The following is a 14,442-nucleotide window of genomic DNA, read 5'->3' as shown; positions in this document are numbered from 1 at the left end:
TATGTAGAATGATAGATTGGTGCAAAAGTAATAAAAATATTGCTCTCCCCCCAACCTTGTCTTCTAATTATTCTTCAAATAGAAAGGAGACATCAACAACCCTTTCCGCCGAATACTTCTCAGTATCTGTTGATTATTTCTTTTGCCTTGGTTACAACAGTAGCAGCCGACATTTCTATAAGATTCCGTTCATCAAACATTTGCAATACTTTATCAATATTCTTAACGGCACTCTTATCCCCCTTCTTCCTGAATTCCTTCTTCAGAATACGCACTTTTTCAAAAGCCTGTACGCCCTCGGTCAAACGCTCCATGCGGATAGACGAACGGGCGTCGGGATAAATCAAATAAGTGTCACCTGCCGCCCACGCCGTAAAGCGGCTATCCTGCAACGGATTCTTCACCCAGCTATTCAACGCCCAACGGAGATAACCGTCCAGATTCTCACGTGCACTATGCCATGCCAACCATTCGGCTTCGGCGGGTGGACTGAAAGTAAAGGTATTAGGACGGGGTTCCGTGCAACAGGTGTAATAGGTGGTCACTTTTCCGGCTTCACGGCGTGCGTTGATTGTCTCAACCGGAAATCTTTCGGCAATCGTAATGCAATAGTCATCCAGCTCATCCACCAGTTCAGCATGATAAGTTCCGGCTAATGAAACCTTAAAATCTTTATCAGCTTTGCGGATTACCTTCAATGTTTCCTGCATGTCTTTCATGGGACGTTCATCCATAGCGATATGGGTAATCCCGAACCACCCCTTCGTCCGCAGATGTTGGGCAAACGATTTCAGCATAGTTATCCAGAATTCCTCATAAGCAGCTTCGCCCGGCTTGGCGTTGAGATACTTGAACGAGTTGCTCGCCTGGTCGAAGTACTGAAAGGAAAGACGCCAAGGCACCATGGAGAAACAACTGATTTGCTTACTGACACCTACGCTCATCATAAACTCCACCCACCTGTCGAACACAGTGTAATCAAAATACCAGCTACCGTCAGCTTTCTTCAACCAAGTCACCATACTTTCGAATGCGTCATAAGTCTGCCCATTCCAAGGCTTGTGCATGATGGAAGCGGTAATCACTTTTCCGCCTGCATCGGCATACAGCTTCATCAGCGGACGCATCAGGTCGAAATGTTCTTCGCTGAACGGCTCTACCTTATAATAGCGCGCCACAGCATAAGGATTCTGCCACAAATCAAGATGGAAAGCCCATTCGGAAGGAACAGGAAGGGTGCGATTTTTCACATTGATAGTCAATTTCAATTCGGACAGGGCTGCATCACCATTTTTCACTGTGACCGTTCCCGTATATCTTCCGGCTTTGGCTTGTTGCGGCACACGGATGCTAATCCAACCTCCCTGGGCAGAGTTGGCAGGAATCATCAGGGAGGGGGCAAGATGGTCGAGTACATCCGCCACCAGGGTGGAGTCGAAGTCTGCACTGTTGCGGTAGCCGCATGCACCTAAACCGTCTTTATTCAATTCATCGGTCATGACGTAGCGCACAAAGCTGGTTTGGATATCGTCTTTGCTGATGCTTTCACGTCCGGCAGTCAGGTCACTGACCTTAAAAGTCAGATTGTTCAGCGTTTCGGGAGTCCATACTACCAGTTGGACAGATACTTTCTCACCTTTCCAGGCCGTTAGACTAATTGTTTTCTTTATTCTGCGAATGGCGGCGGGTTCTTCTTTCTTATACCGCATATCCGTACTTCCCCAACTGACTTGCGGGGTTTTCACTTCTGACCATAAAGCCGGATTGGTGGCTACAGGGTTGGAGGCTTCCTGATAATGCCCGGATGTTTGAGCATTCAGATACACGGTTGAGAACAGAAGAGTTCCCAGAAATAAGAGTTTTGTCATAGATTACAATAATTAGTTTGAAAAACAAAGGTTCAATTGTTATTATAGGATTATATTTACTGTTTACTTACACTTGCTCTTTTCACTGGCAAATGTACATAATTAATTCAAGTAAGCGTTATATTCTGATACTTTTCCCTGTAGTTTATCCATCTTTTCTTGATGGTGCGCCTCTCTATATCAGGGAAGTGAATACCCTGTCGACAAGGAGTTAAGAGTTTGTCAACAAGGAGTTAACTTCCTGTTGACAAACTCTTAATTCCTTGTAAAGCACTAATAATCAGCATACCTTTTCAACAGAAATGAAGATAGCACTGCTTACACGTCCCGGCAGATATGTTATCCGCCTCAATTATAATAAGCAGACTTACTTCATTAGCGGATTAAAGCAGAATAAAATTAAATTTACCGCGTATTTATTTTTCCCGTAAATTATTTTATCTTATTTTTGCCAAACGGCGTGTTGCATGACACGGCACAAAAACAGAAATCATGAATAAAATTTATCACCATATCCTCTGTTTTGCCTGCTTCATACTGGCAGGCAGCCTGCCTACCGGCATGATAGCTGCGGAAAGAGGAACCGAAAAAACGGGAGTATTGCCCGACAGCCTGATAACCGACGACTACGTTTACGAATACACTTTCTCGGACTTCGGCAAAGCGGAACGCATCATGCAGGAACTGCGGAAGCGGAAAAGCCTGCCGGACTTTAAGCTGGACGTCACCGAAGGCGACCTCTACTTCAACACGGGACATTATTACCGGGCATTGAAATTCTACAAACGCGTGTTGGAGCATGATTCCGTGCGGCTAGACGACCACCGGCAGATGGAGCAGATACACCGCCTGATTTCCTGCTACGACTGCCTGCACAATGAAACCAAGAAAGCGCAGTACGTGGACATGCTGATGAAGAAGGCGGAGCAATGCGGCAACAAGGAGATGCAGTCCGTAGCCATGTTCAACATGGGGAAGATGCTTTATTATCAGGGAAACAAGGAGAAGGGATATGACTATATGCAGCGTGCCGCCGACCTGATGGAACAGACGGATTATAAATACAAGTACGATAACCTGCGCTATAATTATAACACCCTGCTGACCTTTCAGGAACTGGACAGACGGAGCGAGGATGCCCTCCGCACGCTCGAAGCCCTGCAAAAGGTGGTGACCGGGGAAACCGGCAGCGAAACCCCGATGGAAGGGTTGGGCGAAAAGGAGAAGAAGGCGATGTTCGCCCATTATGCGGTAGTCCTTTTCCGGCTCGGACGTGTGGTAGAAGCGGAGGAATATTACAAGCAGTTCCTCTCCACCGCCCGGGAGTATGACCGGGACAACTATCTTATCATGCCCTACCTGTTCGACCGCCGGATGTATGACCGGGTGATAGGCATGAACTCCGCCCGTGAAAAGATACTCGCGGCACAGGGGGACACGGTGACCTACCACATGACCACCATCAAGAAATCCCTGGGACGCGCCTACGAGGAAAAGGGTGATTACCGCACAGCCGCACGCTATTTCCGCGAACTGGCCGTGTTGCGCGACAGCATCAAGAACCGGGAGCAGAAGAGTTCGGCTCTGGAACTCGCCACCCTGTATGAAACACACGAGAAGGACATGATTATCCAAAAGCAGGAGTCCGATGCCCATATCCGCAACCTGTGGTTGGGACTGGCGGCAAGCACCACCGTCCTGCTGGGGATCATCCTCTGCTTCGGCATCCGCTACTACCGGAAAATACGGTTCAAGAACAATGCCTTGGTGAAGAATATCAATGAACTGTTGCACTACAAGGAGGAACTTTATCAGGCGAAAGACGCCAATTTTGCATTGCAGGAGAAAGTCCGCGCATTGAATGACACCTTGGAATCCCTGCAAGCCCGGCAGGAAGCGTCGCCTCTTGACAGTGCAGAAGTCAAGGCAGGTACAGACGCAGATGTTGCGGTAGAGCCTAAAACGGAAAAAACGATAGCGGATATGCCGGATGCCCATGAAACCGCAAAAGCGGAAGAATCGGAAACGGCAGAAGATGAGAATACGGAAACGGAGGAAGCCGAGGATGCGGAATCAAATATAGAAGCCTGTGATGAGCATTACGGCAAAGAACTGTATGAACAGATGGAACATCTTATCATCAGCGGACAGCTCTACCTCGACCCGGCATTCAGCGTTGACAAGGCACGGAAACTTGTCGGGATTCCCCGGAACCGGTTCGCACCGTTCATGGTGCGCTATGCGGGAGAGCGTTTTCCTAAATACCTGAATAAGCTCCGGCTGTATCATGCCGCCCGTCTTTTGCAGGAAAACCCGAATTACGGTGTGGAAATCGTGGCGCGTGAAAGCGGCATTCCCGCCCTCCGTTCCTTCCACCGGCTCTTTTTGGAAGAGTTCGGTGTTACTCCGATGGAGTATCGCAAGAAGAGCAATAACATTGATAATAAGACCATTACATAAGCGGTGCAGTATTGGCACAACAAGGTGCAGTATTGGCACAAAGGATTTTTTGCGTTACCATTTCATTTACCTACTTTTGGAGCATACGAACAATTAAAACTTGTGTGTTCCGATGAAAAGAAACTGTATAGACATATTTAACGATTATTGTTTGGAGGTTAGAAATAATTTCCTAACACACACACACACACACACACACACAATGCAGACGTCCCTATAATAAAAAAATACAGAATAAACAAGTCCTCCGACTTTTTATTTCCTCTATATTATCTCCCTTTTTTCTATTTATTTTCACCTGTATCCCAGCACCAGTCTGTGCAGGGAAAATCATGAGATCCGACTTTGGTTATAAAGTTGGCGGTATCTTCCCGATGCTGCCTTTCCGGCTTGCCACATCCCAGAAATTTATTAAGATAATTGAGAATATGTTGAAACGATTTATGTTTATTTCCCTTTTCGTATTGCTTGCCCTGCCACTTGTGGCACAGGAAAAAAGGGGTAGTACATACATATTCCGGTTCGTGCCGGGAAAAGATATGTTTTTTATCCCTTACCTGCAAAACGCGAGCCAATGGAAAGAGCTGTGTGATACCTTGAATGTATGTATGCAGCAGATAAAGGACGGAGAGATGTATATTAATGTCAGCAGCTATGCCGCTACTTCCGGAACCAGACCTGCCAGCCGTGTGGCCTACATGCGCAACAACCGTGTGAAGGCGGAACTTATCACCCGCCTGGGACTGAAGGAAAAGATGTTCGTCACCGACCGGATTATCCCTGTCGGCTATGGAGCCAACAATCTGCATGATGTGGTAGTGGTCACCTTTCCGGCCAACGTAAGTAAAGTGGCACGAGTAGCCGGTGAAGAAGCTGCTATGCGTGTACGGGCGTATAACAGGGAAATGATTGCCAGCTCCGAAGCCGAGCGGCAGATGACGGAGCAGGAGCGGCAGGAAGAGGAGCAAAAGCGCCTGGCGGCAGAACGTGCCGAACGGGAACGCCTTGTTACGGAAGCCACCACCCGCAGCCTATCCCTCTCTTCCCCGGAGGCACAAGGGGAAGCGGTTCCCAACTCTGTCTCCTTAGACGACAGTAGCACAACTTCTGATGCCGCCGGACATACAGCAACGTCCACCTTTTCCCTGCGCGCCAACCTGCTACGCTGGGCCACGCTTACCCCTGACCTCGGCGTGGAATGGCGCATCGGCCGCCGTTGGAGCGTACTGCTGAACGGCTCGTGGACTTCGTGGTCATGGAGCGACAAAGACAGAAGATATGCGTTGTGGAAGGTATCGCCGGAAGTGCGCTATTATATGGGTAAGGAGAAGCGGGGTTATCTCGGTGCGATGTACCACACGGGAGAGTTCAACTACAAGCTCGGCGAAACGGGCAAGCAGGGGGATTATCAGGGCGGCGGCATCACGGGCGGCTATATGCTGCCACTGAACCGGGCGTTGTCGCTGGATTTTCATGCAGCTTTGGGCTATACCCATGCCGATTATGACAAATACAAGGTAACAGACGGGATCAGGGTACGCCAGGGCAGCGACAGCAAGAACTATTGGGGCGTCAACCAGCTCGGCGTTACGCTGATATGGAAGTTTAATCAATGATAAAAATACCGTTCGCATGGATAAAATGGACAACCGCACGGACAAACGTGCCATTCAGATAATAAAATTGACCGGCCTCTGTAAGCTGTTGATATTTGCACTCGCGCTGCTGCAACTGACAGGCTGCGTGAAGGATGACCTGTATAACACCCCGCATCCCGACAAGGGTGCGGTGGAAGTAACCACCGACTGGTCGGGAGCGTCCTCGGATGCCGTGCTGCCGCAGAACTATGTGCTGCGCATCGGCACACAGGAACAGACCGTGAGCGGTGCAAGCAACGCTTTCCGCGCACTGTTTGAACCGGGACGGCAAGACCTGCTGGTTTACCACCCGGCGGAAGGCATCACCATCGACGGGGATATCGCCACCGTGAACACACTGGCCGACGGCACGCTGGAACCGATGCCCGGCTTCCTGTTTTCGGGAGCGTCAGAACCGGTAATCGTAAAGGACGATACCCTGGAAGTGACCGTGAAGATGGAGCAGCACATCCGCACGCTGACGCTGGCGTTGAAACTGAACCCCGGCGATGAAGAGCGCATCACCGCGACTTCCGCTACCCTGACGGGCATCGCTTCCGGCATCGACTTGCGGGACGGGGCCATCGCTGCCACGGGAGGAATGACCGCCGTCCCCGTCTTTGCCCTCGGGACGAACGGGCCGGAAAGCCGCGCCGCCGTGCCGCATGGGCAAGGGATGCGCTCCGCCGGAGAACCGGCACTGGTTGCCACCTTGCGGCTGATGGGCATCGTGACGGAAGAACGGCAGATGCTGACGCTCGTCATCACGCTGACGGACGGAAGCGTGCAGACCATCCGTACAGACCTGACTGAAATGCTGAAAAACTTCGGCGGAACGGACATGGAACCCCTGACGCTGGACGCCACGCTGGAACTTCCCGCCGAAGGCAGTTTCACCGCCTCCATCAGCGACTGGGCGGTGGTGGACAACGGGCAGATAGAGATACATTGAAGATACTAAAAAATAGAAATTAAAAATTAAAAGAGCAAGACAATATGAATGAAAGACTGAGGCAAGGAATCTCCTTATGGGGAATGGCAGCCGCCCTTATACTGACGGCAGGCTGCACCAACGACAATGAAGGGACGGACGCACCGGCAGACGGACGCGTAGCCCTGCAAGTGACAGGCGGCATCCATGTGCAGACCCGTGCCCACGACACGGAGTGGGACAAAAACGACCGGATAGGCATCTATATGCTGAAAACAGGAGCAGAAACAGAAACCGTTCTGGAAGGAGTGGAAAACATCCCCTACCAGACAGAAGCGGGAGACGGAAAGTTCGCCCCGTTCGGCACCGTCATCTACTTCCCCATAGACGGCAGCAATGTGGACTTCCGTGCATGGTACCCTTATGAGGACGTGGCGGAGAAGTGGACAGCCGACCTGACCGACCAAAGCTCGCAAGCCGCCCTCGACCTGATGACCGCCCATGCAAAGAGCAACACGGAGCCGGGCGGAACAACCTATAACAAGAACCAGCCGGTAGTCAAACTGAACTTCAGCCACCGACTGACTAAACTGGTGCTGAATATCATCGGCGGCAATGGCGTCGGCACTGACGAGCTGGCAGGCCTGAAAGTGGAAATCACCAAGCAGTGGAAAACTGCCCTCTATGACCCCGACATTGACGGGATCGGCTTCGATGAAGCATCTGCCACCATCACCCTGCTGACCAAGGCGGACGGCAAGTTTGCCGAAGCCATCCTCTTCCCGGACGACCTGACGCACAAAAGCCTCACAACGGGACGGCAACTTATGTTCACCCTCTCCACCGGTGAGATGTTCTATTGGGACATCCCCAACGAGAAGAGCTTCAATGCCGGAGAGAAGAACATCTATAACATCACCATCAACCGCACCGGTCTTGACGTAACTGCCAGCATCAGCGACTGGAACCAAGGCAACGGCGGAGGCGAGCCCGGCAGTGCCGAATAAAAATGAATAAAGATGAAGAATAACAACAACTATAAGTCAATGAAGAATTATATGATTCCTGCAATCGCGGCACTTGCACTTGCCGCTTGCAGTGAGAACGAATATGAGCCTGCTGACAGGGCGGACGGACAGCCCGTGCCCGTAGAGTTCCGTGCCTCCGTGGGAGTGACGGAAACCCGTGCCATCGACCAGGCCTGGTCGGCAACGGATGCCATTGGCATCTTTATGGTGAAAGCCGGACAATCGTTAGTGCCGGAGCAAATCAGCGAAGGAGCGGAAAACATCCGCTACGTGGTGGATGCAACCGCTGCCGGAACTTTCAAACCCGGCGGCATCACCATCTACTATCCAATGGATAACAGTGAGGTGGATTTCTGTGCCTACTCTCCGCAGGGGAACCTTATAAAAGAGGAAACGACAACGCATTACCTCTACGTCGTCAACTTAGCCACACAGACCAACCAGGAAGCCCTCGACCTGCTGTACTCCAATGACGTAAAAGGGAAAAAGAAGACGGACAAGGCCATCACCCTCGGTTTCAAGCACCAGCTGTGTAAGGTAATACTGACCGTAGAGCCAGGTGCAGGAGTCAGTGCTGATGAGATGAACAGACTGACAGTAAAGGTGAATGCACAGAACACCACCGCCACCTTCGACCTCACCGCAGGCGCACTGAAAGCTGATGCCGCAAACACTGCCGACATCACCCTCTTTAAGCAAGCTGACGCATACGTTTACGAAGCCATCTTGCTGCCCGATGTCGCTACCGACCGCACCTTTGAATTCGACTTGAACAATGGTCGCGATGTTCCCTTCATCTGGAACATGGGCAAGGCACTCACAGCCGGAAGCAAATATACCTACACCGTAAAGCTGAACCGCACGGGCGTGGAAGTAACCGGACAGATAGACCCTTGGAATGCAGAAAATGGCGGACAAGTGGACGCCAACTAAGCAAAGAACGAACCCATTTAATGACAAATAAAAAAATAGACCATAATGAAATCAAAGTATTTACTAATTGCAACCGCCGCCACACTATTGGCAGCTTGCAGCAACGATGAGAACGAAGTGAACAATGGCCCGGTGGAAGCACGGATTACGGCAGGAATTGACGGTCCCGTGACCCGTGCCGTTGACGACTCCTGGTCAGCGGGAAACACCATTGGAGTGATGGTGACGAATGCACCCACCAGCACGATGGCAACCCTTTACAAGAATGTAAAATACACAGTAGAAAGTGGTGGAACAACCGGAATTTTTACGGCGGCATCGGGAGGCATCTTCTTTCAGGACGCCAGTGAGACTGTGACTTTCGCCGCCTACAGCCCGTACCAGTCATCTGATGATGCCGCCACATTGCCCGGAACAGACGGAACCGTTACCGGAGGCGATACGAAAGACCAATCCACCGTTGAGAAGCAGGAAGCATTCGATTACCTCTTTGCCAGTGGTGCAACGGCTTCAAGAAGCAGTGCCACGGTCGAGTTCAAAAAAGTGGATGTTACCCACGACTATCAGTTCAAGCACAAAATGTCACGTCTGATACTTGTGTTGAATACTTCGGCTACGGACGGATTTACTGCCGATCAAGTGTTTAACGCAGTTTATAAACTGGGCGGATTGAAGCATGAGGGTACATTCAAGGTTACGGATGGAACAGCCGCAGTTTCAACAACGGCAATGGCAGAAAGTAACTGGACGATTACCGACAATGTCAAAAAGGACGATAACACAGGTAAGACCCGTACTTACACCATGATTCTCTATCCGCAAAGCTTATCGAGTCCATTGACATTCAGTGCCACTATCGGTGGGCAGACCTATGTCAATAAAAATGATATCCAGCCAGCACTTGCTGCCGGAACTTCTTATACCTATACCATTACCATGAAGAAGACCGGCCTGACAGTGAGCGGATGCAAAATTGAGGGATGGACAAACGTTTCCGGTGGTAACGGCAATGCTGAAATGGAATAATAATATCAGACAAAGATGAGAAAATCAATCATTTCCCCAGACAAGCCGCTGCCTTGACCTTGTAAAGGTAGTACTTTGACCTCCTCGAAGTAGTACATTGACACGCTCGATGTACTACCTTGACCTCCTCAAAGTAGCACCTCCTCTACAGCTATCTGTAACACCTCTTTGAGGAAACGAGCAATAAGAAGTAAAATAATTAACAAAATTAGAACGATTGCTTATGCCATTCTGGAAAAAATCATTCAACAAGAAGAATGCGGTTTATTACCCCCAAGCACTTGTGCAGGGCAAGCCCATAGAAACGGAGACCATCGCCAAAGATTTGTCGAAAATCTCCACAGTAAGTAACTCCGACGTTCAAGCCGTGCTGGGCGACATCGCAGGCGTGATGCACACTCGCATGGCGCAGGGCAAGAGCGTCCATATCAGGGGACTCGGTTACTTCCGCTACGTGCTCAGCACTCATGGCGTGAAGGACCTCAAGGATTTCGACTTTGACAAACAGGTGGAAGCCGTGCGTGTGGAGTTCATCCCCGAACGTACCCGACTGAGCAACGGCACCTACACCCGTGCCCTCGTTGACAGCGACGAGCTGGAATGGATAGAGCTTTCGCCCGACACTGAGGACTCTTTGCCGGAAGGCGGCTCCGATGAGGACCAGGAGGAGAATCCGCTGGGATAATCCCGTTCATCCCATATATGATAAAGAATAAAGTGGTTTTGTGACAAACAATTGCCTTTGGCAAATAAAAAGATAAATTATGTTGAACAACTTGATTTTACTTAGAGATGAACTGAAGGATACGGGAGGAAGTTTATACCCGCAATCCTATTTCTGGTCTCCGGATGTCATCGTACATGACCACATGGAAGACCCCATCGGTTTTTTAAGCTGGTCGTACCTGCATGATGTTTCCCAGCCACTACCACCGCAAGGAGGCAATGTGTTGGTTTATGTGCGGACGAAAAACATTTCCACATCAGAGCAGACTGCCTACATCCATCTGTATGCAATCACACCGGATTGGTTTACAAAACCGAAGCAATGGTCTGCACACAAGCTGAAAACAGAAAGCAATGCTGATAGTGTTTGCCTGTCCGAGGTAAGCCCCGGTGATTATGGCATTACGGAAACGCCATTCCTTTTTCCCACGGAGAAGTCGGACAGCCGTATGCTTCTTGCCATAGCCTCTGATAGTGCCGGTGACCCGGTGACCGGATTGCCGGACTTTACAGACCATGCAGACTTCGCCTACTGGGTGCGTGAGAATCCATGCGTCTGCATGAGGATACCCGAAACCAGAAGTATGGAGTTCATGTTGGGAAATAAGACAGTATGGAATTTCCGCTTCTTCCAGCCGGAACAGGCACGCAAGTACACTTTTCGTATTGATGTCAGCAATGCCTTTCCTGTAGGTACTTCATTTGTCTGTACCAGCCCGTTCTTCGATAAGAAGGTTTTCAACATGGAGAAAGGCGGCATATCAAAGGAGTTTGAAGGGATAGAAGTCACACCGGGCAAAAACGGGGTAATCAAAGTTGAATCTTCTGTAACCGGCGAGATACAGGGAGAGGCTATAATCCGTTTCACGACCGGCATTAAAATCGGTGCGGATTTCTACCCCGTGGGCTGTTCGTCCGTGAAATGCCTGAAAGGCAAGAGCGGGGGCAGCAGCAACAGCATCCTCCGCCCGCTGAACTTGTGCAACGAGGACGACCGTTACCTGTTGCAGCAGAAATTCGTCACGATGGAGGATTTGGGAAAATATCCGACATTGCAGAAGCATTGGACCGACACGTTGAAGGCTGCCGCCAATGGTGTGGTGACGGAACTCCCCATCGGCAAGGATTTCACGGCGGAAAACAAAATGTTCAGCTTCACGAAAGAGGCAGACGGAGTGGTTTCGTATGTTTCCCGGATAGACCTCAAGGAAACTCCGGTTTGTAGTGTCGTGAATATGGAAGCCATAGACACTTCCACCGGAAAGCAAGTAGGTGCAAATGTGGTGATGTTTAAAAATCTCCGCTGCATGGAAGCTGCCGTGGATATTCCCACAAGCCATAATCCTGCCAAGGTGGCACTTTACACCACGCTAATTTCAGTCAACAAAGACAAACAGATACAAGCAGTTGTCGCAGGCGAATTGCTGGAGGGAAACAGTGTGATAGAGAAATACGACATCCAAGACCCTTCCCGCAAGTCCAAAGAAAAACACGATTGTATAAACGTTTCCATTGAAAACAACAGTTCTTGCTGGCAAGGGCAAGGCAAGTCCGACTATACTTATAACATCAAGACGCACTATAATGCCCATCAGTCTGCCAACCAGTCCATGGTGCCTTTCTTCCTGCCCATGAAAGGTAATATCACCTTCAAGGAAACAAGCAGCCTTTATCCTACTGTCCCTGAAGTAACCCTCACGGTGAAAGGGAGAGATGCAAAATGCGAGATACAGGCATCCTACATGGATATGGCACATGACAAGTGCAAATGGACGTTTGAGGGGAACAAGGTCTCTTGGGAATTTCTTGAAGATTGGGGTTCCTATATTCCCATGGACTCTATCGGATGTACCAATTACCTGACGATGGAAGCCGTTTTTGATTTCAAGACATCGACCGGGGATAAGCGGGTGACCATCGCCAGCGGAGATACTTCCGGACTGGTGGGAAACTTCATCACGATAGAATACATTGACTGGTGTTGGGGATGCCTTGCCGAAGGCACGTTTGTACGCATGGCGGACGGCTCTAAAATGGCTATCGAGGCCATCCGTCCGGGTGATATGCTGCGGGGCCAGTCCGTGCCTTTTGTCCGCGTCATGGACATCTTCACCAGCCAAGTGGATATGCTTGTAGTCATCAGGACGGAAAGCGGCAAGGAGCTTTACCTTACTCCGTCGCATCCGGTGGAAACGAAACGGGGACAGGTCCGGGTAGAAGAATTGAATGCCGCCGACCTCATCCGCATGGAGGACGGAAGTCTGGAATACATCGACTGGCTGTTGATGGAAAATGCAGAGAGAAGAGTGTTTAACCTGCTATTGGAAACACCAGACCGCATCTTCGCCAACGGCATCGTTACCGGCGACAAGTGCGAAGAGAAGAAATCCGAACCGGCAAATGCAGACCTTGAAGCATCGGTTGCCGTGGAAGAGATGAGAAAGCTGATGCAAGCCTTGTCAAAAAAACAATAAATAGCAATTACCAATTAAAAACAAATTGACATGAGAACATTATCCATCATAAAATGCGGCATTCTGCTTATCCTGCTGGCATTGCTTCCGGCAGTCCATGCGGATGCCCAAAAACGGGAACTGAAAGCCTGCCTGTATCCGTATATACCCGATGCGGATATGTATTACAAAAAAATAGAGAGCTTGTTCGAGAAGCAATATCCTGATATAGACCTGCAAATTGAAATAGAAGATGGAAGGAGTGGAACGATAGAATATTATCATGGAGGATTGTATGCAACCCAGGCGGATGTACTCGAAATAGACTGTATCTTTCTGGATTCGTTAATCCGCAAGAACAGCGTCATGGCTTATCCCGACCAGAATTTTCTGAAAGCAAGAACGGATACTATGAACTACGATGGCATAGCATACCATGACGGGACACTCTATGTGCTTCCCCACTGGATATGCGGCAATTTTCTGTTCTATCACAAGGAGGATGCGGCCATCAGGAACGCCACTTATCTGAACGAACTGGAAAAGGCGTTGGGAATAGACAGCAAGGCTCTGACAACGGACTTGTCCGGTGGCCTGACCGGCGGCGAAATGTATGCGGACGGCTTGTATGACGACAAGGGCAACAAGGCGGATGTTGGCATCGCCTTGCAACAGGAAAAACCGGATGTAACAACAGTGAACAACATGAGGCGTCTGTTGCATCTCACAGACACTGTTTATTCTTTGTCCAGCGACAGTTCGACCGCCAGAATAGAAGGTTTTGTCAAAGGGAAGTTCAGGGTGCATGTAGGTTATGCCGAATCGTCCAACGAAATCCTCAAAGCCATAAACAAGCTGACCGGTGTCCGCTTGAAACCGACAGATATTGCCATACGCGACTGGCCTTTGTCGGACAAGGGTTCTCATCCGTTAGGATGGGTGGATGCGCTCGGTATTAAAGCCGGGCTGAGTGGACAGAAACTGACGGATGCTCAGGATTTCATCAACTTCCTGCTTTCGGACACTGGATATTTGAACGCACTTATACCCGACGCCAACCAAGTGCCGCGTTATTTGCTGCCGGCATACAAAAGATACTATCAGAATCAGGCTGTATTGGAAAAGGCTCCCCTCTACAGGTATTTCCTTCCTTTGGCGGAGGATATGAAGCCGTTGAAACTGCCAAAGATGAATAATGAAAAATTGAGGAAGACCGGTGGCGAAGTAATGGAAGAGATAAGAAAACCGGAAAAATAATTTGTATTCTGATATAAAATTATGAACCGGGAAATATCAGCACTGGTAAAGAACAGACATATCATGAACAGTTCCGGTTTCCGTAGGAGCAATCCCGTGGAGACCCTCTCTCAAACAAGGCTG

10 protein-coding genes are annotated in these 14,442 nt (G+C 49.8%); 9 read left to right on the top strand and 1 reads right to left on the bottom strand.

Annotated features, from left to right (window positions below):
* Window positions 1–119 precede the first annotated feature (119 nt).
* Window positions 120–1,868 carry a glycoside hydrolase domain-containing protein gene (locus tag QZ135_RS04255; RefSeq protein WP_294606187.1) on the bottom strand — a complete coding sequence of 583 codons (1,749 nt, stop codon included), beginning with the start codon at window positions 1,866–1,868 and terminating at the stop codon, window positions 120–122.
* Window positions 1,869–2,360: 492 nt separating this feature from the next.
* On the opposite strand from QZ135_RS04255, the gene QZ135_RS04250 reads away from it, so the two are divergent.
* The 9 genes from QZ135_RS04250 to QZ135_RS04210 all read left to right on the top strand — a co-directional run bounded on the left by QZ135_RS04250 (window position 2,361) and on the right by QZ135_RS04210 (window position 14,319).
* On the top strand, window positions 2,361–4,328 hold the full coding sequence (locus tag QZ135_RS04250; protein WP_294606185.1) for a helix-turn-helix domain-containing protein: 1,968 nt from the start codon (window positions 2,361–2,363) through the stop codon (window positions 4,326–4,328).
* Between the two features lie 332 nt (window positions 4,329–4,660).
* Window positions 4,661–5,944 (top strand): DUF3575 domain-containing protein, encoded by a 1,284-nt coding sequence (locus QZ135_RS04245; protein WP_294606184.1) that lies wholly within the window; start codon window positions 4,661–4,663, stop codon window positions 5,942–5,944.
* A 16-nt stretch (window positions 5,945–5,960) separates the two neighbouring features.
* A complete protein-coding gene (locus tag QZ135_RS04240; RefSeq protein ID WP_294606182.1) occupies window positions 5,961–6,917 on the top strand; it encodes a FimB/Mfa2 family fimbrial subunit in 957 nt (318 codons plus the stop codon).
* A gap of 44 nt (window positions 6,918–6,961) precedes the next feature.
* Window positions 6,962–7,903 (top strand): fimbrillin family protein, encoded by a 942-nt coding sequence (locus QZ135_RS04235; RefSeq protein ID WP_294606180.1) that lies wholly within the window; start codon window positions 6,962–6,964, stop codon window positions 7,901–7,903.
* 12 nt (window positions 7,904–7,915) lie between these two features.
* On the top strand, window positions 7,916–8,857 hold the full coding sequence (locus QZ135_RS04230) for a fimbrillin family protein (RefSeq protein ID WP_294606179.1): 942 nt from the start codon (window positions 7,916–7,918) through the stop codon (window positions 8,855–8,857).
* A gap of 45 nt (window positions 8,858–8,902) precedes the next feature.
* Window positions 8,903–9,883, top strand: a complete 981-nt coding sequence (locus QZ135_RS04225) for a fimbrillin family protein (protein WP_294606177.1) — start codon at window positions 8,903–8,905, stop codon at window positions 9,881–9,883.
* 223 nt (window positions 9,884–10,106) lie between these two features.
* A complete protein-coding gene (locus QZ135_RS04220; RefSeq protein WP_294606175.1) occupies window positions 10,107–10,568 on the top strand; it encodes an HU family DNA-binding protein in 462 nt (153 codons plus the stop codon).
* Window positions 10,569–10,647: 79 nt separating this feature from the next.
* Window positions 10,648–13,083: a hypothetical protein gene (locus QZ135_RS04215; protein ID WP_294606174.1), complete on the top strand. Its 2,436-nt coding sequence runs from the start codon at window positions 10,648–10,650 to the stop codon at window positions 13,081–13,083.
* Window positions 13,084–13,113: 30 nt separating this feature from the next.
* Complete coding sequence (locus tag QZ135_RS04210) at window positions 13,114–14,319, top strand: hypothetical protein (RefSeq protein ID WP_294606172.1); 1,206 nt, start codon at window positions 13,114–13,116, stop codon at window positions 14,317–14,319.
* Window positions 14,320–14,442: the final 123 nt, after the last annotated feature.

Origin of the sequence: uncultured Bacteroides sp., assembly GCF_905207245.1 — a bacterium.
Classification (GTDB): Bacteria; Bacteroidota; Bacteroidia; order Bacteroidales; family Bacteroidaceae; genus Bacteroides.
Note: the sequence above shows the minus strand (reverse complement) of the source record. Positions and strands in the feature narration are given on the sequence as shown.

What these genes read in the sequence shown, in the direction of transcription:
- QZ135_RS04235 (WP_294606180.1), top strand. Translation starts at nt 6,962, where the DNA reads ATGAATGAAAGACTGAGGCAAGGAATCTCCTTATGGGGAATGGCAGCC.
- QZ135_RS04240 (WP_294606182.1), top strand. Translation starts at nt 5,961, where the DNA reads ATGGATAAAATGGACAACCGCACGGACAAACGTGCCATTCAGATAATA.
- QZ135_RS04250 (WP_294606185.1), top strand. Translation starts at nt 2,361, where the DNA reads ATGAATAAAATTTATCACCATATCCTCTGTTTTGCCTGCTTCATACTG.
- QZ135_RS04225 (WP_294606177.1), top strand. Translation starts at nt 8,903, where the DNA reads ATGAAATCAAAGTATTTACTAATTGCAACCGCCGCCACACTATTGGCA.
- QZ135_RS04245 (WP_294606184.1), top strand. Translation starts at nt 4,661, where the DNA reads ATGAGATCCGACTTTGGTTATAAAGTTGGCGGTATCTTCCCGATGCTG.
- QZ135_RS04210 (WP_294606172.1), top strand. Translation starts at nt 13,114, where the DNA reads ATGAGAACATTATCCATCATAAAATGCGGCATTCTGCTTATCCTGCTG.
- QZ135_RS04220 (WP_294606175.1), top strand. Translation starts at nt 10,107, where the DNA reads ATGCCATTCTGGAAAAAATCATTCAACAAGAAGAATGCGGTTTATTAC.
- QZ135_RS04230 (WP_294606179.1), top strand. Translation starts at nt 7,916, where the DNA reads ATGAAGAATAACAACAACTATAAGTCAATGAAGAATTATATGATTCCT.
- QZ135_RS04215 (WP_294606174.1), top strand. Translation starts at nt 10,648, where the DNA reads ATGTTGAACAACTTGATTTTACTTAGAGATGAACTGAAGGATACGGGA.
- QZ135_RS04255 (WP_294606187.1), bottom strand. Translation starts at nt 1,868, where the DNA reads ATGACAAAACTCTTATTTCTGGGAACTCTTCTGTTCTCAACCGTGTAT.